Source organism: Streptomyces sp. NPDC053474 (genome assembly GCF_044544845.1).
In the GTDB taxonomy this organism is placed as follows: Bacteria; Actinomycetota; Actinomycetes; order Streptomycetales; family Streptomycetaceae; genus Streptomyces.
This window is the reverse complement of sequence record NZ_JBITXV010000006.1, coordinates 497,152-516,463: the sequence shown is the minus strand read 5'-3', so window position 1 is coordinate 516,463 and position 19,312 is coordinate 497,152. Positions and strand designations below refer to the sequence as shown.

At 70.6% G+C, this 19,312-nt stretch carries 14 protein-coding genes and 2 pseudogenes; 4 read left to right on the top strand and 12 right to left on the bottom strand.

Going from position 1 to position 19,312, the window contains the following annotated elements:
• From ACIG3E_RS17700 to tkt, 5 genes and pseudogenes are all read right to left on the bottom strand, one after another.
• A pseudogene (locus ACIG3E_RS17700) lies at positions 1-243 on the bottom strand (glucose-6-phosphate isomerase); the annotation flags it as partial.
• A complete protein-coding gene (opcA, locus tag ACIG3E_RS17695; RefSeq protein ID WP_399616755.1) occupies positions 236-1,177 on the bottom strand; it encodes a glucose-6-phosphate dehydrogenase assembly protein OpcA in 942 nt (313 codons plus the stop codon). The pseudogene ACIG3E_RS17700 and the gene opcA, both read right to left, overlap by 8 nt.
• Positions 1,174-2,709, bottom strand: a complete 1,536-nt coding sequence (gene zwf / locus ACIG3E_RS17690; RefSeq protein ID WP_138964781.1) for a glucose-6-phosphate dehydrogenase — start codon at positions 2,707-2,709, stop codon at positions 1,174-1,176. Before zwf ends, opcA begins: the two co-directional genes overlap by 4 nt.
• Entirely contained in the window at positions 2,706-3,851 is a 1,146-nt protein-coding gene (gene tal / locus ACIG3E_RS17685; RefSeq protein ID WP_399616751.1) for a transaldolase, read from the bottom strand. The genes zwf and tal overlap by 4 nt, the downstream gene beginning before the upstream one ends.
• Positions 3,852-3,888: 37 nt before the next feature.
• On the bottom strand, positions 3,889-5,973 hold the full coding sequence (gene tkt, locus ACIG3E_RS17680) for a transketolase (RefSeq protein ID WP_399616748.1): 2,085 nt from the start codon (positions 5,971-5,973) through the stop codon (positions 3,889-3,891).
• Between the two features lie 204 nt (positions 5,974-6,177).
• On the opposite strand from tkt, the gene ACIG3E_RS17675 reads away from it, so the two are divergent.
• Positions 6,178-7,092 (top strand): helix-turn-helix domain-containing protein, encoded by a 915-nt coding sequence (locus tag ACIG3E_RS17675; RefSeq protein WP_399616745.1) that lies wholly within the window; start codon positions 6,178-6,180, stop codon positions 7,090-7,092.
• A gap of 112 nt (positions 7,093-7,204) precedes the next feature.
• A complete protein-coding gene (locus ACIG3E_RS17670; protein ID WP_399616742.1) occupies positions 7,205-7,741 on the top strand; it encodes a dihydrofolate reductase family protein in 537 nt (178 codons plus the stop codon).
• A 24-nt stretch (positions 7,742-7,765) separates the two neighbouring features.
• Here ACIG3E_RS17670 and ACIG3E_RS17665 read toward each other — a convergent pair whose 3' ends face one another.
• The 4 genes from ACIG3E_RS17665 to ACIG3E_RS17650 all read right to left on the bottom strand — a co-directional run bounded on the left by ACIG3E_RS17665 (position 7,766) and on the right by ACIG3E_RS17650 (position 14,217).
• A complete protein-coding gene (locus tag ACIG3E_RS17665; protein ID WP_399616740.1) occupies positions 7,766-8,749 on the bottom strand; it encodes an alpha-L-fucosidase in 984 nt (327 codons plus the stop codon).
• A gap of 76 nt (positions 8,750-8,825) precedes the next feature.
• Positions 8,826-10,316: a glycoside hydrolase family 43 protein gene (locus ACIG3E_RS17660; protein ID WP_399616738.1), complete on the bottom strand. Its 1,491-nt coding sequence runs from the start codon at positions 10,314-10,316 to the stop codon at positions 8,826-8,828.
• A gap of 125 nt (positions 10,317-10,441) precedes the next feature.
• Positions 10,442-12,475, bottom strand: a complete 2,034-nt coding sequence (locus ACIG3E_RS17655; RefSeq protein ID WP_399616735.1) for a TIM-barrel domain-containing protein — start codon at positions 12,473-12,475, stop codon at positions 10,442-10,444.
• 44 nt (positions 12,476-12,519) lie between these two features.
• Complete coding sequence (locus ACIG3E_RS17650; protein ID WP_399616731.1) at positions 12,520-14,217, bottom strand: cellulase family glycosylhydrolase; 1,698 nt, start codon at positions 14,215-14,217, stop codon at positions 12,520-12,522.
• Between the two features lie 704 nt (positions 14,218-14,921).
• On the opposite strand from ACIG3E_RS17650, the gene ACIG3E_RS17645 reads away from it, so the two are divergent.
• Complete coding sequence (locus ACIG3E_RS17645) at positions 14,922-16,919, top strand: beta-galactosidase (RefSeq protein WP_399616729.1); 1,998 nt, start codon at positions 14,922-14,924, stop codon at positions 16,917-16,919.
• Positions 16,920-17,001: 82 nt separating this feature from the next.
• Here ACIG3E_RS17645 and ACIG3E_RS17640 read toward each other — a convergent pair whose 3' ends face one another.
• On the bottom strand, positions 17,002-18,192 hold the full coding sequence (locus tag ACIG3E_RS17640) for an acyl-CoA dehydrogenase family protein (protein WP_399616727.1): 1,191 nt from the start codon (positions 18,190-18,192) through the stop codon (positions 17,002-17,004).
• 120 nt (positions 18,193-18,312) lie between these two features.
• On the opposite strand from ACIG3E_RS17640, the gene ACIG3E_RS17635 reads away from it, so the two are divergent.
• Positions 18,313-18,441: a hypothetical protein gene (locus ACIG3E_RS17635; protein WP_399616724.1), complete on the top strand. Its 129-nt coding sequence runs from the start codon at positions 18,313-18,315 to the stop codon at positions 18,439-18,441.
• 229 nt (positions 18,442-18,670) lie between these two features.
• On the opposite strand, the pseudogene ACIG3E_RS17630 reads toward ACIG3E_RS17635, so the two are convergent.
• Positions 18,671-18,928 (bottom strand): annotated as a pseudogene (locus tag ACIG3E_RS17630) (YbaK/EbsC family protein); the annotation flags it as partial.
• Positions 18,929-18,940: 12 nt separating this feature from the next.
• Positions 18,941-19,183, bottom strand: a complete 243-nt coding sequence (locus tag ACIG3E_RS17625; RefSeq protein ID WP_399616721.1) for a hypothetical protein — start codon at positions 19,181-19,183, stop codon at positions 18,941-18,943.
• Positions 19,184-19,312 lie beyond the last annotated feature (129 nt).

Sequence of the window (19,312 nt, the reverse complement as noted above, 5' to 3'; positions counted from 1 at the left end):
ATCCCGCAGCCCGAACACACCGGTGGCGGCAGCCAGTTCCTGGAGAAGGGCCAGGGTCTCGTCCGTGACCAGGTGCTTGGAGTAGTCGATGTGCAAGTCGCCGACCTGGGCCGTGTAACGCTCGGCACGGCCCGGGTCAGCGGCGAACAGCTCCCGCAGGTGCATGCCCTCGGACTTGGCGCGGTGGTCCTGGAGGGCGGCCCACTGCGGTCGCCGGGTCAGCGGGGGCGTGGTGTCAGGCATGTTGAACGGACTCCTTGGAGCCGGAGGCGTCGCCGTGCAGCGCGACGGCGTACATCTCGTCGGCGTCGAGGCGGCGGAGCTCTTCGGCGATCAGCTCGGCGGTCGAGCGGACCTTCAGGGCGAGGGTGCGCTCGGGCTGGCCGGGCAGGGACAGGGTGGCGAGGGGGCCCTCGGGGCGGTCGATGCGGATCTCTCCGTTCGCCGTGCCGAGGCGGACCGCGGTGACGACGGGTCCCGCGGTGGTGACGCGCTCGACCGGGACGCCGAGCCGGGCGCCGAGCCAGCGCGCGAGCAGCTCGGCGCTGGGGTTCTCGGCCTCGGACTCGACGGCGGCCGAGGTGATGTCGGAGCGGGCCTGGTCGAGGGCCGCGGCCAGCATGGAGCGCCACGGCGTGAGCCGGGTCCAGGCCAGGTCGGTGTCGCCGGGCGCGTAGGACCTGGCGCGGTCCGCGAGCGCGGCGAGCGGGTCCTCGACGGCGTACGCGTCGGTGATGCGGCGGGCGGCGAGGGCGCCGAGCGGGTCCTTGGCGGGCTCGTCCGGGGCGTCGACGGGCCACCACACGACGACCGGGGCGTCGGGGAGCAGCAGCGGCAGGACGACGGAGTCGGCGTGCTGGCCGACCTCGCCGTACAGGCGCAGGAGCACGGTCTCGCCGGTGCCCGCGTCGGCGCCGACCCGGACCTCCGCGTCGAGGCGGTTGCCCTGGCGGTCGCGCGGGGAGCGCGCGGTGCGCTTGATGACGACGAGGGTGCGCGAGGGGTGCTCGCGGGCCGCCTCCTGGGCCGCCTTGGTGGCGTCGTAGGCGTTCTCCTCGTCGGTGACGATGACCATCGTGAGGACCATGCCCACGGCGGGGGTCCCGATGGCGCGGCGCCCTTCGACGAGCGCCTTGTTCACCTTGCTTGCCGTGGTGTCGGTCAGGTCGATCTTCATGGCCTGCGCCAGCTCCGTCCGTCTCGTGCGAGCATTTCGTCCGCCTCGGCAGGGCCCCACGTACCGGCCGGGTACCGTGCGGGTTTGCCATGGTTGTCCCAGTGCCCCTCGATGGGGTCGAGGATGCGCCAGGACTCCTCGACCTCCTCCGTGCGCGGGAAGAGGTTGGCGTCGCCGAGCAGGACGTCCAGGATCAGCCGTTCGTAGGCCTCCGGGCTGGATTCCGTGAACGACTCGCCGTACGCGAAGTCCATCGACACGTCGCGGATCTCCATCGACGTACCCGGGACCTTGGATCCGAAGCGTACGGTCATGCCCTCGTCCGGCTGGACCCGGATGACGATCGCGTTCTGGCCGAGCTCTTCGGTGGCGGCTCCGTCGAACGGGGAGTGCGGGGCGCGCTGGAAGACGACGGCGATCTCGGTGACGCGGCGGCCGAGGCGCTTGCCGGTGCGCAGGTAGAACGGGACGCCCGCCCAGCGGCGGTTGTCGATCTCCAGTTTGACGGCCGCGTAGGTGTCGGTCTTCGAGGTGGGGGCGATGCCGTCTTCCTGGAGGTAGCCCTTGACCTTCTCGCCGCCCTGCCAGCCCTCGGCGTACTGGGCGCGCACGGTGTGCCGGTCCAAGTCGGCCGGAACACGTACGGATTTGAGGACCTTGAGCTTCTCGAGGACCAGGGACTCGGCGTCGAACGCGGCGGGCTCCTCCATGGCGGTGAGGGCCATGAGCTGGAGCAGGTGGTTCTGGATCACGTCGCGGGCGGCGCCGATGCCGTCGTAGTAGCCCGCGCGGCCGCCGATGCCGATGTCCTCGGCCATGGTGATCTGCACGTGGTCGACGTAACTCCGGTTCCAGATGGGTTCGTACATCTGGTTGGCGAAGCGGAGCGCCAGGATGTTCTGGACGGTCTCCTTGCCGAGGTAGTGGTCGATGCGGAAGACCTGCTCGGGCGCGAACACGTCGTGGACGATCGCGTTGAGCTCCTTGGCCGACGTGATGTCGTGGCCGAAGGGCTTCTCGATGACGGCGCGGCGCCAGGAGCCCTCGGGGGCGTCGGCGAGGCCGTGCTTCTTGAGCTGCCGGACGACCTTCGGGAAGAACTTCGGCGGCACGGAGAGGTAGAAGGCGTAGTTGCCGCTGGTGCCGCGCTTCTCGTCGAGCTCGTCGACGGCGTCGCGCAGCTGCTTGAACGCGGTGTCGTCGTCGAAGTCGCCGGGGATGAAGCGCATGCCGTCGGCGAGCTGCTGCCAGACCTCCTCGCGGAACGGGGTCCGCGCGTGCTCGCGCACCGAGTCGTGGACGACCTGGGCGAAGTCCTGGTCCTCCCACTCGCGCCGGGCGAAGCCGAGGAGCGAGAAGCCCGGCGGGAGCAGCCCTCGGTTGGCGAGGTCGTAGACGGCGGGCATCAGCTTCTTGCGGGACAGGTCGCCGGTGACGCCGAAGATGACGAGCCCGGAGGGGCCCGCGATGCGCGGCAGGCGGCGGTCGCGCGGGTCACGCAGCGGGTTGCGCCACGTACTGCTGGGGCTCACTTGGACTCAACTCCCTGGCCGCGCAGGCCCTGCAGACGGGTGGCGACGGTGGCGAGGAGGTCGTTCCAGGCGATCTCGAACTTGGCGACGCCCTCGTCCTCGAGCTGCTGCACGACCTCGTCGTAGGAGATGCCGAGGGCGTCGACGGCCTTCAGGTCGGCGCGGGCCTGCTCGTAGCCGCCGGTCACCGTGTCGCCGGTGATCCGGCCGTGGTCGGCGGCGGCCTTGAGCGTGGCCTCGGGCATGGTGTTGACCGTGCCCGGCGCGACCAGCTCGTCGACGTACAGGGTGTCCTTGTACGCCGGGTCCTTGACGCCGGTCGAGGCCCACAGGGGGCGCTGCTTGTGGGCGCCCGCGGCCGCCAGGACGCCTGCGCGCGCGGAGGCGAAGACCTCCTCGTAGGCCTCGTACGCGAGGCGGGCGTTGGCGAGCGCGGCCTTGCCCTTGAGCTCCTTCGCGGCGTCCGTGCCGATCTGGTCGAGGCGCTTGTCGATCTCGGAGTCGACGCGCGAGACGAAGAAGGAGGCGACGGAGTGGATGGTGGCGAGGTCGTGGCCGCGCTCGTGGGCGATCTCCAGTCCCTTGAGGTACGCGTCCATGACGGCGCGGTAGCGCTCCAGGGAGAAGATCAGCGTGACGTTGACGCTGATGCCGAGGCCGATGACCTCGGTGATGGCCGGGAGGCCCGCCGGGGTCGCCGGGATCTTGATCATGACGTTCGGCCGGTCGACGAGCCAGGCCAGCTGCTTGGCCTCGGCGACGGTGGCCTCGGTCTGGTGCGCGAGGCGCGGGTCGACCTCGATCGACACGCGGCCGTCACGGCCGCCCGTCGCGTCGTACACGGGGCGCAGGACGTCGGCGGCGGCGCGGACGTCGGCCGTGGTCATCATGCGGACGGCCTCGTCGACGGTGACACCGCGGACGGCCAGGTCGGCGAGCTGGTCCTCGTAGCCCTCGCCGGAGCCGATGGCGGCCTGGAAGATCGAGGGGTTGGTGGTGACGCCCACGACGTGGCCGTGCGTCACGACGTCGGCGAGGTCACCGGACGCGATGCGCTTGCGGGACAGGTCGTCCAGCCAGATGGAGACGCCCGCGTCGGACAGGGCCTTGAGGGGCTGCGAGGTGGGTACGGCGTTGCTCATGTTCTTCATCTTCTTTCGCGTACGTGCTGCGTAGTGGTCAAGCGCGGGCGGCGGCCAGGGATTCCCTGGCCCGCGCGGCGACGTTCTCGGCGGTGAAGCCGAACTCGGCGAAGAGCGTGGCGGCGTCCGCGGAGGCGCCGAAGTGCTCCAGGGAGACGACGCGTCCGGCGTCGCCGACATAGCGGTACCAGGTCAGGGCGATGCCCGCCTCGACGGCGACGCGCGCCTTGACGGACGGCGGCAGGACGCTGTCGCGGTACTCCTTCGGCTGCTCCTCGAACCACTCCACCGACGGCATGGACACGACGCGGGTCGCGATGCCCTCGGCCTCCAGGCGCTCCCGGGCCGCGACGGCGAGCTGCACCTCGGAGCCGGTGGCGATCAGCAGGACGTCCGGGGTCTGCTTCGACGCCTCGGCGAGCACGTAACCGCCCTTCGCCGCCGCCTCGTTGGCCTCGTACGTCGGCACGCCCTGCCGGGTGAGGGCCAGGCCGTGCGGGGCGGGGTCGACGGAGCCGCGGCGCAGGATCTCGCGCCAGGCGACGGCCGTCTCGTTGGCGTCGGCGGGGCGGACCACGTTCAGGCCGGGGATGGCGCGCAGCGAGGCGAGGTGCTCGACCGGCTGGTGGGTGGGGCCGTCCTCGCCGAGGCCGACGGAGTCGTGGGTCCAGACGTAGGTGACGGGCAGCTGCATCAGCGCGGACATGCGGACCGCGTTGCGCATGTAGTCGGAGAACACCAGGAAGGTGCCGCCGTAGACGCGGGTGTTGCCGTGCAGGGCGATGCCGTTCATCTCGGCGGCCATCGAGAACTCGCGGATGCCGAAGTGCACGGTGCGGCCGTACGGGTCGGCCTCCGGCAGCGGGTTGCCCTCCGGCAGGAACGAGCTCGTCTTGTCGATGGTGGTGTTGTTGGAGCCCGCCAGGTCGGCGGAGCCGCCCCACAGCTCGGGGATGACCGGGCCGAGGGCCTGGAGGACCTTGCCGGACGCGGCGCGCGTGGCGACCTTCGTGCCCGCCTCGAACACGGGCAGCGCCTGCTCCCAGCCCTCGGGCAGGCGGCCCGCGATGACCCGGTCGAGCAGCGCGGAGCGCTCGGGGTTGTCGGCGCGCCAGGCGGCGATCCGCTTGTCCCAGGCGGTGTGCGCCTCGGCGCCGCGGTCCAGGGCCGCGCGGGTGTGGGCGATGACGTCGTCGGCGACGGCGAAGGACTCCTCGGGGTCGAAGCCGAGGAGGCGCTTGGTGGCGGCGATCTCGTCGGCCCCCAGGGCGGAGCCGTGGGACGCCTCGGTGTTCCGCGCGTTCGGCGCGGGCCAGGCGATGACCGTGCGCATCGCGATGAAGGACGGCCGCTCGGTCTCGGCCTTGGCGGCGGCGAGCGCCTCGTACAGGGCGTGGACGTCGATGTCGCCGTCGGCTCGCGGGGTGACGCGCTGCACGTGCCAGCCGTAGGCCTCGTAGCGCTTGAGGACGTCCTCGGAGAACGCGGTCTGGGTGTCGCCCTCGATGGAGATGTGGTTGTCGTCGTAGAGGAAGACGAGGTTGCCGAGCTTCTGGTGGCCCGCGAGGGACGAGGCCTCGGCGGAGACGCCCTCCTCCAGGTCGCCGTCGGAGACGATCGTCCAGATGGTGTGGTCGAAGGGGCTCGTGCCCCGGGGCGCCTCGGGGTCGAACAGGCCGCGCTCGTAGCGGGCGGCCATGGCCATGCCGACGGCGTTGGCCGCGCCCTGGCCGAGCGGCCCCGTGGTCGTCTCGACCCCGGCGGTGTGCCCGTACTCGGGGTGTCCCGGCGTGCGGGAGCCCTGGGTGCGGAACGCCTTGAGGTCGTCGAGGTCCAGCTCGTAGCCCGCGAGGAAGAGCTGGGTGTACAGGGTGAGGCTGGTGTGGCCGGGAGACAGCACGAAGCGGTCGCGGCCGGTCCACTCCGGGTCGGCCGGGTCGTGCCGCATGACCTTCTGGAAGAGGGTGTACGCGGCGGGCGCGAGGCTCATGGCCGTGCCGGGGTGTCCGTTGCCGACCTTCTGCACGGCGTCGGCCGCCAGGAGGCGGGCGGTGTCGACGGCACGCTGGTCGAGGTCGGTCCACTCGAAGGGGCCGAGGGTGTCGGGTGTCTGCGTGCTCATCTGTCTGAATTCCTTCGCATCCGTGAGTCGTCTTTCGTGCCGAAGGCACTGCCCGCCGAGGACCAAAGCCCCTGGTCGAGCCACCTACGACGGTAAAGGTCATACTTTTGGCGAGGGAGGTGCCCCCGTGCCAGCGTTGGGTGAAAATGGGACACGCACACCGGTCAGGGTCTCCGTGAGGTCCCTTTGAGCCAAGGACAGTGGATGACGGAGCGGGGCGGCGCACGGACGAGCGCACATCTGGGGGCCGCGGAGCACATCCGTACCTACCCCTTCGACCCGAGCGCGAGCGTCTCCGGGGTCGGGATGCAGGTCGGCCCGATGGGCACCGACGGCCCCTGGGCGGGTGGCGTCGGCCTGTCGCGGCGCGTGCACCGCATCGACTTCCACGTGCTGCTCTTCTTCCGCGAGGGCCCGGTCCGCCACACCATCGACTTCGCGGAGTACGCGGTCGGCGCGGGCGACGTCCTGTGGATCAGGCCCGGCCAGGTGCACAGCTTCTCGGCGACCGACCGGTACGTCGGCACCGCGCTCACCATGCGGCCCGGCTTCCTGCCGCGCGCGACCGTGGAGGCGACCGGTCTGTACCGCTACGACCGCCCGCCGCTGCTGCGCCCGGACGGGGCCCAGCGCGCCGCGATCGACGCCTCCCTGGAGCAGTTGCAGCGCGAGTACCTGGACACGGCGACGCTGCCGCCGAGCCTGCACACCTCGGTCCTCCGGCACTCCCTCACGGCCCTCATGCTGCGGGTGGCGCACGTCTCCGCGCAGGCCGCGGCGGACGAGTGCAGGCCGCAGCCGGACACCACGTTCACGCGGTTCCGCACGGCGGTCGAGCAGGGCTTCACGACCAACCACAGCGTCAGCGCCTACGCCGACGAGCTCGGCTACTCGCGCCGCACGCTCGTGCGCGCGGTGCGCGCCGCCACCGGCCAGACCCCGAAGGGCTTCATCGACCGCCGCGTGATCCTGGAGGCGCAGCGCCTGCTCGCCCACACCGACCTGCCGGTGGGCCGCATCGGCGCGGCCGTCGGCTTCGCGGACTCGGCGAACTTCTCGAAGTTCTTCCAGCAGCACACCGGGCGGACCCCGGCGGCGTTCCGCTCGGAACAGGCCTGAGGCGCCCCGGAGCGCCGCGAAGCGGACGTCCAAGTCGTGGCCGCCGCCAAAGAGAAGGTCACTCACCGACCTATGATGCGATCCCGGCCCTCCACCTGCTTGGAGAAGACGCATGACGGATGCGAGCACCGGCCTGGTGGTCGTGAACAGGGTGATGTCCCTGGACGGCTTCATCGCCGGTCCCGGCCACACGATGGACTGGATCTTCGAGCACATGACGTCGGCGACGTTCCCGGAGGTCATGGCGGCCACGGGCGCCATGCTCATCGGCCGGGGCACGTACGAGGTCGGCAAGCGCATGTCCGAGGAGAACACCGCCTACGACGGCGGGGCGCGGTTCGTCCTCACCCACCGCCCGCCCGCCGATCCTGACCCCCACGTCACCTTCCTCACCTGCGACATCGAGGAGGCCGTGGCCACGGCACGCCGCGCCGCCGGTGACAAGAACCTGGAGATCCTCGGCGCCGACGTGGCCGCCCAGTGCCTGCGGCGCGGCCTCGTCGACGAGATCCTGGTGTACGTCCTGCCGGTGCTGCTCGGCGACGGCGTCCGCTTCGCACCGCCGGGCCTGGACCGGATCGACCTGGAGCCGATCGGCAGCCTCCACTCGGGCGGGGTCACCATGTTGCGCTTCCACGTGCGCAAGTAGCGGTGGCCGCTTCGCCGGTCAGGACTACTCCCCGGGGCTGACCTTCAGCACCGGCATCGCCGGGGTCGGTGTGCTTTCGGGGAGGCGCACGGTCAAGTGCTGCGGGCCGCGTTCGAATTCCAGCGGGTCGGGGTGGCCGAGCAGACGCACGGCGCCGATCCGCTGGTTGTAGAGCGTCAGGTCCTGGCCCAGGGAACGCACGTGGATCCGGCCGTCCTGGGTGCCGCCGAGCGCCGTGACGTACAGGTGCTCGTCCCGCGTCGTGAACCGCGGGTCGGCGGGGCCGTAGCCGGGCTGGTCGTTCTCGGTGAACTGCCCTTCCTTGACCCGCGCGGGCCCTTCGCCGTAGACGACCCACGGTCGGCTTGCGTAGATCGCCTCACCGTTGACCGCGAGCCACGCGCCGATCTCTCGCAACAGCTCCGCCTCTGCCTCCGGAATGCTGCCGTCCGCCTTCGGGCCGACGTTGAGCAGCAGGCACCCGTTCTTGCTGACCACGTCCACGAGGAAGGCGAGCAGATCGGTGCCGCTCTTGTAGTCGTGCCCTTCGACATGGCCCCAGGAGGTGCGCGAGACCGCGGTGTCCGCCTGCCACGAGGCGGCCTTGTTGTAGTAGGAGGCAGCGGGCTTGGGCAGGTAGGGCTTGAACGCGGGCTGGTGGATCCACCAGTCGAAGTACAGCAGCTGCGGCTGGTAGCGCTCGACCAGTTCAGCGGTGCGCGCGAGCCAGTCCTCGAGGTACTGCGGGCTCGGCGGCAGCTCCTGAGGCTGGGCCGGGCCGTAGAGGTCGGCGTGGCGGCCGGCACGCACATCGGAGTCGAACCCCATGCCGCCGTTCAGGAACCACCAGTGCTCGGCCCGGTGCGTCGACAGGCCGAACACCATCGACCGCGCCCGTACCGCGGCCGCCAGTTCCCCGACGACGTCCCGCTGCGGGCCCATGGCGACGGCGTTCCACGGGTTGAGAGCGCTGGCGTACATGGCGAAGCCGTCGTGGTGCTCGGCCACCGGCACCATTCGTTCCCGAACGCCGGGACACAGTACGGGCCCCAGTCGACGGTGTTCAGAAGGTCGGTCACGGTCGTCATCGAGATCCTCCGGAAACGTAGTCGAACCATGCGAAGCGAACCGTGCCGACTGTCGCGTACATCCCGATCACCCGGCCGGTGAAGCCGCCCGCCACTTCGGTGGACAGGTATCGGCCGTCGAGGGTGGCCAAGTCCGTGGCGGCGCCGCCGGGTTCGGCCACGCCGAACGACACGGTGTCCGGTCCGCCGCGCGGCCCCCGCGGCCGCTGCTCGGCGATGCGGACGGTGAGCTCGAACGTCCCGGCCGACACCGGCCGGGACGCCACGACTGTGCGCAGCGGGCCGATGCGCGCCACCACCCGCACCTCGCCGTCAACGGCTTCGATCCCGTAGTGGTGGTGCTCGTCCAGCCGGACCGCCAGGCCGCCTTCGCCCTCCGTCGCGTCGATCAGCGCGCTGGCAAAGCACGACAGGTGCTGCTGGCGGCGGCCGACGAAGACGACGTCATCAGCGTCCAGCGACGCCCCTCTCGCCCGCAGGGTCAACCAGCCAGGCCGGTCCCGCGTGGTGACCAGTTCCTCGGGCCGGTCGCGCAGCGAGATCCAGTGCGGCCGGAGCGCGGTGCCGTCGAAGTCATCACGGACCGGCTCGGCCACCGGCTCGTCCAGCGGCCACGGGATCCCCGACAGGTCCGTGACGACCTCGCCGACGACCGGCCAGCCGTTGGTCCACTCGACGGGGGCGAGGAACGTTTCGCGGCCCAGGACGTGCCATCCGGGCGTGCCGCCGCCGGGCCGGGTCCCGAGGAATGCCAGCCACCACGAGTCGTCAGGGCCCTGCACCAGATCCGCATGGCCGGTGCTCTGCACCGGATGCTCGACGCCGCGGTGGGTGAGGATCGGGTTGGCCGGGTTCGGCTCGAACGGTCCGCTCGGCGTCGGCCCCCGCGCGATCGACACGGCGTGCCCGCGTTCGGTGCCGCCCTCGGCGATCATCAGGTACCAGTACGCGCCGATCCGGTACAGGTGCGGGGCCTCCGGCGCCTTGGCACCGCGCGTGCCCGACCACACCCGCGCGGGCTCACCGAGGGCTTTGCCGGTCTCAAGGTCCAGACGCACCTGCGCCACACCGGCCACGGTGCACCAGCAGGTGCCCTCCTCATCCCACGCCAAGTCCGGGTCGATGCCGGGCACTGCGGGCAACATCACAGGATCGGACCAGGGGCCTGCTGGGTCGGTGGCGGTGACCAGCAGGTTCCCGCCCTCGCTGACATTCGTGGTGATCAGCCGGAACCGGCCGTCGTGATGCCGGAGCGTCGGGGCGTAGATCCCGCCGGACGACGAGGCCCGCGACAACCGCAGCTGGCTCGGGCGATCCAGCACGTTGCCGATCTGCCGCCAGTTCACCAAGTCGCGGCTGTGGAAGATCGGCACCCCGGGGAAGTACTCGAAGCTGGAACAGGCGAGGTAGTAGTCCTCCCCCACCCGGCAGACGCTCGGGTCGGGGTGGAACCCCGGAACGATCGGGTTCGAAGCGGTGTTGCCCACGATCAACCCCTTCGGAGAGCAGTGGAAAGCACGGAACGTCTCGTCAGTCGTCGTCGGGCACGGGCGTGAGGGTCAGCATGAACTCGGCCGCGCGCAGTCAGTTGGTGCTGTGGGAGACTCGCCGATCAGTAGATGCGCGTGTCCGTCAGCGCGGTGTCGGCCCGCACGAGGACCGGAATGCGTTCCAGCGGTGCGGGAAGCTCAACCGTCCGGCCACCCCCGTGAGTTCTCCCGCTCGCGGCGTCGATCCAGTGCGCACCGCGCGGCAGATAGACCGGCCGACTGCGAACACCGGCCTCGGCGACCGGCGCGACCAACAGATCGGGGCCGAGCAGGAATTGGTCCTCCACGTCCCACGCGGCCTCGTCGGCGGGGAACTCGAAGAAGAGTGGCCGCATCGGGGGCTCGCCCGTGGTGTGGGCCGCTTGCGCGAGTCGGTGGATGTACGGTCGCAGGCGTTCGCGCAGCAGCAGATGCTCGCGCAGAATCGCGTAGGCCTGCTCGCCGTAGGACCAGACTTCGTTCGGTCCTCCGGTCATCCGCGTGGTGAACGGCTGGTGGGGTTCCCGGTCGCCGTGCAGGCGCATGATCGGCTGGAACGTGCCGTACTGGAACCAGCGCACCAGCACCTCTTGATAGGCCGGGTCCTGTGGGTCGCCCCCCATGAAGCCGCCGATGTCGGTGTTCCACCAGGGGATCCCGCTCAGGGCGACGTTCAGTCCGGCGCGGATCTGGGTAGCCAGCGACGCGAACGTCGGATCGATGTCGCCCGACCACAAGGCGGCGCCGTACCGTTGGCTACCGGCCCAGGCCGAGCGGACCAGGGAGAACGGCCGGTCGTTGCCCGCCGCGCGCAGGCCGTCCGCGACGGTGCGAGCGGTCGACAGCCCGTAGGCGTTGCCGACTTCGGGGCCTGGCCCCGCCTGATAGACGGCTCGGCGGGCCAGGTCCGGCGGCAGGTCCGGCTCGCAGGCGTCGAGCCAGTAGGCGGCCACGCCGATCTCGTGATAGCTGGTACGCAGCCGCTCCCACTGCAAGCGCCGGGCCTCGGGGTTGGTGGGGTCCAGGTACGCCATCGGCGCGTAGGGATCGTCGTCGCCGCGGGCAGGCCAGGGGTGGCGCAGCAGACCGCCGTCGCTGTCCCGTACCAGGCCGTCGATCGCGCGCAGCGGCTCGAATCCGGAACTGTCCGATGCGACGGTCGGCCACACGGAGACGGCCAGCTTGACGCCGAGCGTGTCCAGTTCCTTGACCATCGCGGACGGCTCCGGCCACTCGGCGCGCTCGAAGTCCCAGTCGCCCATCTTCGGCCAGTGGAAGAAGTCGCACAGCATCGCTGACAACGGCAGCTCGCGCCGCCGGTATGCGCGCGCCACCTCAAGCAACTCCTCCTGCGTGCGGTAGCGCAACTTGGACTGCCAGAACCCGCTGGCCCACTCCGGCAGCAGGGGTGGATGCCCGGTGGCGTCCGCGTACGCGGCCATGACCTGGGCCGGGGTGTCACCCGCGGTGATCCAGTAGTCGATCTGCCGGGACTGGTCGGCCACCCAGCGGGTCGCGTCGGCGCCGAGCTCCACCCGGCCCATCGCGGGGTTGTTCCACAGGAGTCCGTAGCCGCGCGAGGAGTACAGGAACGGGATCGTCGCGACCGTGTTGCCCTGCACCAGATCGATCACGCAGCCCTTTTGGTCGAGCTTGCCGTGCAGGTGCTGGCCGAGGCCGAAGATCCGCTCGCCGTCGTAGGCCTCGAATGCCTGCTCGACCTGGTACGTTCCGGCGCCGCGTGGGGAGTGGACCCGCGGCCCGGGACTGGCGGTGTACGGACGCTTCTCGGCCAGCAGCTCGCGCGCCGGGGTGCCGACGGCGGTGTGGGCGTCCGCTGCGGTGCCTGCGGGATCCGCCCTCCGCAGGAAGCGCAGCCGACCGTCCGCGTCGGCCTCGACGGTGATCCGTCCGTTGACGAGGCGGGCCGTGCCGTCGTCGTGCACGGTGATACGCACCGGCTGAGCCTCTGGGGGTGAGTCAAGGGCCCAGTCGAGGTCCTGGACGAGCGCGTCGGGCGCGGCGCGCACCCGCACCGCGTGCTCGCCCCAGGGCTCGACGCGGAGGACTTCGTTCTGCGTGTGCCATTCGAGCGAGGAACCTCTCCGCAGGAACATCGGTTCACCTTCAGTCGATTGCTGCTGAGATGAGGTGGTTGGGGTCAGGCGGTCGAGCCGGTGACCGTGGTGCCCGACTTGGTGACGGTGTAGGTCGTCTTGGCGCCGCTCCTGTAGTAGAAGGTGAGCGTCACGGGCACGCCGTCGTTGATCGCTTTGAGGAACTCGGGCGTCATGGTGAGGGTGTTGCCCGCGGCGTCCGGAACGAACGAGGTTCCGTACTCCTGGTACGTCGTCCAGGGCGCCGGGCCTGCGCCGCTGCCGTCGGCGTACTTGGCTTCCATCTCCGCCAGTACGTCGCCGTTGAACCGGGTGGGGATGACCAGGCCCTTGTCGGTGTCTCCGGTCGCCTTCGCCTGGGTCACCGGGCCGTGCGTGATGACGTCGATGGTCCAGGGCACTCCCGCGGAGAACCGGACCGTCAGCGTCGAGTCGACGCCGTACTCGCGGTTGCCGACCAGCCGGGCGACCGTCGCGGCCGTCAGCGTCAGCTGGTCGCCGTCGACGGTGTAGTCCTTGCCCTTGACCAGCATCCAGTCGCCCGAGCTCAGTCCCTTGAACCTGGTGCCGTGGAGGTTGAGGCCGATCTTCCGTGACGTGATCGGGCCGGACTTGGGCACGAACAGCTGGTCCGAGGACGCCGTGCCGGAGCGTGTCCTCCAGCTCGACCGGATCAGCGCCCACAGGGCCGGGTCGCGGGGCTGGAACGTGCTGCGGTTGATGAAGTTGCCGACGTCCCACAGCGCGGTGGTCACGTGGTGGATCCGCGCCTCGTAGGCGAACATCTCGAAGAACTTCTTGCCTTCGCCCGGGTTGATGGCGTTGTAGTCGTTCCACCAGATCGGGTACTTGAAGGTGCCCCACTCGCCCATGTACACCGGGACGCCCTTGGCGACGAACGTCTTGTAGATGCGGGAGTACAGGTCGAGCATGTCCTGCTGCACCCGGGCGTCGAAGGTGTCGTATCCGGCGATGTTCACGGTGAACGGCCAGAAGCCGTAGTTGTGCACGGTGGCGACCAGGTTCGCGTCGTGCAGGGACGCGATCTCGGCGGCCAGGGCGTCCATTCCGTCCTGGTCGTTGTTGATCGGGAACAGGACGAGCAGACGGGTGGCGTTGCGGCCGCCGGAGTGGCGTACGACGTCGAAGAACTCCGTTTGCAGCTCGTCCAGGAGCTTGCTGCTCTGGGCGGGCGTGGCGTTCTTGAACTGCGGCTCGTTGACGCCCTCGAACAGCAGCTTGCGCGGCGCGTCCTTGAACGCGGTCGCGATCTGGCTCCAGGTCGCCTTGAACCGCGCCACCACGTCGTCGTGATCGGTGGCCATCTTCTCGATCCACTGCCACGAGTCGTGATGCACGTTCAGATCGACGGAGAGCCCGTCCTCGACGGCCCAGTCGACCACCTGCTTGACTCTGGACATCCACTTCGGGTCGATGGTGTATGGCGCGGTGGCGGACTGGTGGCCGCTCCAGGTCACCGGTATGCGCACGCTGCGGAAGCCCTGCGCCTTCAGGGTGTCGAAGAGCTGCTTGGTGATCAGCGGCTGGTCCCACGAGGTCTCGTCCGGAATGGCGTCCATCGTGTTGCCCACGTTGAAGCTGGGCTGCATGGCCGCGACCGCGTCCATCGCCGGGTTGCGGGGTGCGGGCAGGACGGCGTCTCGCCTGGTGCTGTCGGCCGCGGCCGACGCGTCGGCGGGCAGCGTACCCGCACCCAGGACCGTGCTGACGAGAAGGATCACGCTGGCCGTGCCTGCGGCGAACCGCCAACGGGTTGCTGTTGCTTGTCGTCGAACGTGCCGCACGCTTTCCTCCATCGGGGTTGACGGGCAGGTCGGCGACGGGCGGCTCGGGGTGCGTGGCGGCGGTACTCACCTGAGAGGTCCCTTGTAGGAGGCCGAATGAGAAGGCGTGGAAAGCGTGGGCAGCTCGGGGCCCTGGTGGCGTACAGCTTTCCTCGGTCGCACGGTCGCACAGTCACGTTGTCGAAGCGCTTCGACATTGGCATGGCGCTGAGTCGTGCGTCAATCACATGTCGTTCAGTTGTCGCAAGTCGCTTGGTCGGCATTGGCGTCGCCCTGAAGGGCAGCCCAGGCGCGGGAAGGTGACGTGGAGACCTTGTCTCCAGCCGATTCGAGCACTCCTGTTACCGGAACGTGACCTGACGGCCTGTTGTCGTGTCCGGTAACGCGGCCCTACTGTCACCCAACGTCGAAGCGCATCGATTCGGATTTCCTCCGCCCTCCCGACGTCAGGCCGCCGGACGGCTCAGCGTCGGCCCGCCCGCCGGTCGGGTCCACGAAGACGAAGGGCCGCAACGACATGAGCCTTGAGATGAACCGCCGAGTCGTCCTGACGGCGAGGACTGGGGCACCACGTCCCCGGTGACCACACTCCCCTGGTCCTACGCCAATCCGCTGGCCAACGCCCGTACGAAGGCACCGACATGACCACACGCAGCATCACCGACCGCCTGGGCGGGCTCGCCTTCGGCGGGGACTACAACCCCGAGCAGTGGGACGGACCGGTCTGGAAGGAGGACGACACGCTCATGCGCCAGGCCAGGGTCAACCTGGCCACCATGGGTGTCTTCTCCTGGGCCCTGCTGGAACCGGAGGAGGGACGCTACGACTTCGCCTGGCTCGACGCCCACATCGACCGCCTGCACGCGAACGGCGTGGCCGTCGACCTCGCCACCCCGACGGCCTCCCCGCCGCCCTGGTTCAGCCTCGCGCACCCCGACGCGCTGCCGGTCACCCCGGACGGCACCCGCCTCACCCACGGCAGCCGCGACACCTACTGCCTCACCGCGCCCGCCTACCGCGCTGCGGCCCGCCGGATCGCCTCCGCCCTGGCCGAGCGGTACGGCGACCACCCCGCCCTCGCGCTGTGGCACGTGCACAACGAGTACGGCACGCTCTGCTACTGCGACCACACGGCCGCGGCCTTCAGGGTGTGGCTGCGCGCCCGCCACGGCTCGTTGGACGTCCTCAACGAGGCCTGGGGGACAGCGTTCTGGAGCCAGCGCTACGCCTCCTGGGAGCAGGTGCTGCCGCCGCGTGCGACGCAGTGGCACAAGAACCCCGGCCAGGCACTGGACTTCCACCGCTTCTGGTCGGACGAGATCATCGCCGCCTATGGCGAGCAGCGCGACGCGATCCGCGCACACAGCGACCGGCCGGTGACGACCAACCTGATGCTCCCCGCCTACCAGAACGTCGACCTCTGGGCCCTCGCCCGCGAACTCGACGTCGTCACATCCGACCAGTACCCCAGCTCACCCGGTCTGGACGCCGCCGCCGACGCCGCGTTCCACGCCGACCGCACCCGCTCCCTGGCCGACGGCAGCCCCTGGCTGCTGATGGAGCAGGGCACCAACACCGTCTACGACGGCGACCGGGTCCTCGCCAAGGAGCCCGGGGAGATCATGCGTCACACCCTCGGGCACATCGCTCGCGGTTCGGAGGGCGCCCTCTTCTTCCAGTGGCGGCAGTCCCGGGCGGGCGCCGAGATGTGGCACTCGGCGATGGTCCCGCACGCGGGCCCCGACAGCCGGATCTTCCGCGAGGTCACGCGGGTCGGCGAGGCGGTCGCCCGGCTCGGGGAGCTGGCGGGCTCGACCGTCACCGCGCAGGTGGCCGTCCTCCACGACGCGGACGCCTGGTGGGCGCTGAGTACGGACGGCCTGCCCTCCCCCGACCTCAGCTACCACGAGGCACTGGGCCGAGCACACCGAGCTCTGTGGGACGCGGGCGTCACGGTCGACTTCGCCCAGCCCGAACACGAGTTGGGCCGTTACCGGCTCGTCATCGCGCCTGCCCTGTTCCTGATGTCCGACGCGTGCGCCGAGAACCTGCGCCGTTACGTCGAGGAGGGTGGGACACTGCTCGTCCAGCACGCGAGCGGATACGTCGACGAACGCCTGCACGCCCGGCTGGGCGGCTATCCCGCCGGGCCGCTGCGCGAGACGCTGGGCGTCCGCGTCGAGGAGTACCGACCGCTGCGGCGCGAGGAGCGGATCGCCCTGTCGGACGGCTCGTACGGTGTCAGCTGGAGCGAGTCCGTGCGCGCCGAGGGCGCGGAGACGCTCGCCGCCTACACCCACGGCATGCTCACGGACAGCCCCGCGCTCACCCGGCGCCGCTACGGCACCGGGCAGGGCTGGTACCTCTCGACCCGCCTGGAGGAGGCGGACTACGGCGCCCTGGTCCGCCGACTGCTGAAGGAAGCCGACGTCGAACCCGAGCTACCGGGTCTGCCGCCCGGTGTCGAAGCCGTCACCCGGCACGCGCCCGACGGCCGCCGCTGGCACGCCCTGATCAACCACCGCACCGACACCCTGCCCCTGCCGGAGCCCGCCCACGACCTGCTGACCGGTTCCGTGATCCACGAGCTGCCGCCCGGCGGCTGCGCGGTGCTCGCACGAGGGGCGTCCGGCAGCTGATACCCCCACGCGACCGCTCGTCGCCGGGTGCCGCCGCTTCGGCCTTGCCTCAGCCGGGAGCTCCGCCCAAGTCGCCATCCTCTCAGCGGCGTACCCGGGGCATGCCCAGGCCGATCCACGAGATGATCTCGCGCTGGATCTCGTTGTTGCCGCCGCCGAAGGTGAAGATGACCGCGGAGCGGTAGCCGCGCTCCAGTTCGCCGTGGAGGACCGCGCCCGCGGAGCCCTCCTTCAGGGCGCCCGCGGCGCCCACGACCTCCATCAGCCAGGCGTAGGCGTCGCGGCGCGCCTCCGAGCCGTAGACCTTGACGGCGGAGGCGTCCTGGGGAGTGAGCGTGCCGTCCTGGACGGCGTGCACCATCTGCCAGTTGAGGAGCTTCATCGCGTCCAGCTTCAGATGGGTCCGGGCCAGGCGGCGGCGCACCCAGGGCAGGTCGATGACGCGGCGGCCGTCGGCGAGCTTGGTGCCCGCGGCCCAGTGGCGCACGTCGTGCAGGGCGCGGATCGCCATGGTGCCGTGCGCGGCGAGGGTGACGCGCTCGTGGTTGAGCTGGTTGGTGATGAGCCGCCAGCCCTTGTTCTCCTCGCCGACGCGGCGACTCGCGGGCACCCGGACGTCCTCGTAATAGCTGGCCGTGGTGTCGTGCCCGGCGAGGGTGCTGATGACGGTGCAGGAGTAGCCGGGGTCGGTCGTCGGTACGAGGAGCATGGAGATGCCGTGGTGCGGGGGCGCGTCGGGGTCGGTGCGCACGGCGAGCCACACCCAGTCGGCGGTGTCGCCGTTGGTCGTCCAGATCTTCTGCCCGTTGACCGTGTAGTGGCCGGTGGTCTCGTCGCCCTCGCGCACCGCCCGCGTCCTGAGGGAGGCGAGGTCGGTGCCCGCGTCGGGCTCGCTGTAGCCGATGGCGAAGTCGATCTCGCCGGAGAGGATCCTCGGCAGGAAGTACGCCTTCTGCTCGTCGGTGCCGTACCGCATGAGGGTCGGGCCGACGGTGTTGAGCGCCATCAGCGGCAGCGGGACACCGGCCTGGGCGGCCTCGTCGAAGAAGATGAACTGCTCCATGGGCGTGAGTCCGCGCCCGCCGTACTCCTCGGGCCAGCCCACGCCGAGCCAGCGGTCGGCGCCGAGGCGGCGGATCGTCTCGCGGTAGAACCGCTTCTGCGCGGCGCGGTCGCCGAACCGGGCGGTCGCGCGGTCGGGCACGAGCTCGGCGAAGTACGTACGCAGTTCGGCGCGCAGCCGCTGCTGCTCGGGCGTGTATGCGAGGTGCACGGCCCCTCCTGGCGGTCCGTTGCCGGGGCGGCCCTGGCGCCGCCCCCGGCGCCACCGCACGGCGGCGGCCCGGCTTGACGGCGGTCACAGTAGAACGTGTTCCAGTAAGGGGGAAGAGCGATGACGGAACCGTCCACCACGGTGTGCTCCGGCAGCTCGCCCGGCCCCGGCAGGACCACCGCGCCAGGCGGGTTCCCCGGCGCCATGTCCGCGGCAAGGACCTGGCTCTGCGCGGAACTGCCCTGGTAGACGACGTCCAGTCGGCAAGTGGGGTGACCAAGCCCGTCGCCTCCCGCGCCCAGCGCACCCCGGCGACCATGCCCGCGCCGGGCGGGACCAGACAGACGGCGAAGACAGCGAGGGGGCGGCACGGGGGACGAGCGCGGCGCCGCGCTCGTCCCGGCCCCCTTCCCGGCCCTCGATACCGGTAACAGGGCCAGTACCCCACGGACACGGCCCCGCGCTCGGCGGACAGGCCTCAGTACTTCACCACGCGATTGTCCGTCTCGGACAGGAGCGCCGCCCATTCCGACGCGCTGACCTCGATGGTCTCGGTCGGTGGGCCGGGCGAGAGGATCAGGCGCGGCTCTTGCTCGATGGCGCTGTCGATCAGCAGGGTGACCTGCGGTGGCAGGCCGAGGGGAACGGCGCAGCCGGGCTCGCAGCCCGTGACGGCCTGCAGTTCGTCCCCGGAGGCGATGGAGAACTTCTCCCCCAGGGCCGCCCGAGCCCTGGCGGTGTCGAGCCGCTACCCCTCCACGGAGACGAACATCGTGTGGCGTCCGCTCTTGCCGCGCAGGAACAGCGACTTGGTCTCCGTCCCGGTCAGCTGGAAGCGCTCCCTGACCTGTGCGGCGGTCTCGTAGTCCAGGACGGCCTCATGCACATGGGGCGAGAAGTCGACTCCGGACCGGGCGAACACCTCCACGACGCGCTGCCGGACCTCGTCGGCGGTGGGCTGCTCATCGGCTGACCTCTGATCGTCCACCATGGGCCAATCATTCCTTTCGCACGACCTGATAGCCGGTCAGATCACCCGGAGCCCTACCGTCCTCCAGCCCATTCCTAGCGAACACGCCTGAGGAAGCAGACGAGTTGACCGCGGTCGCGTCGACGCGGC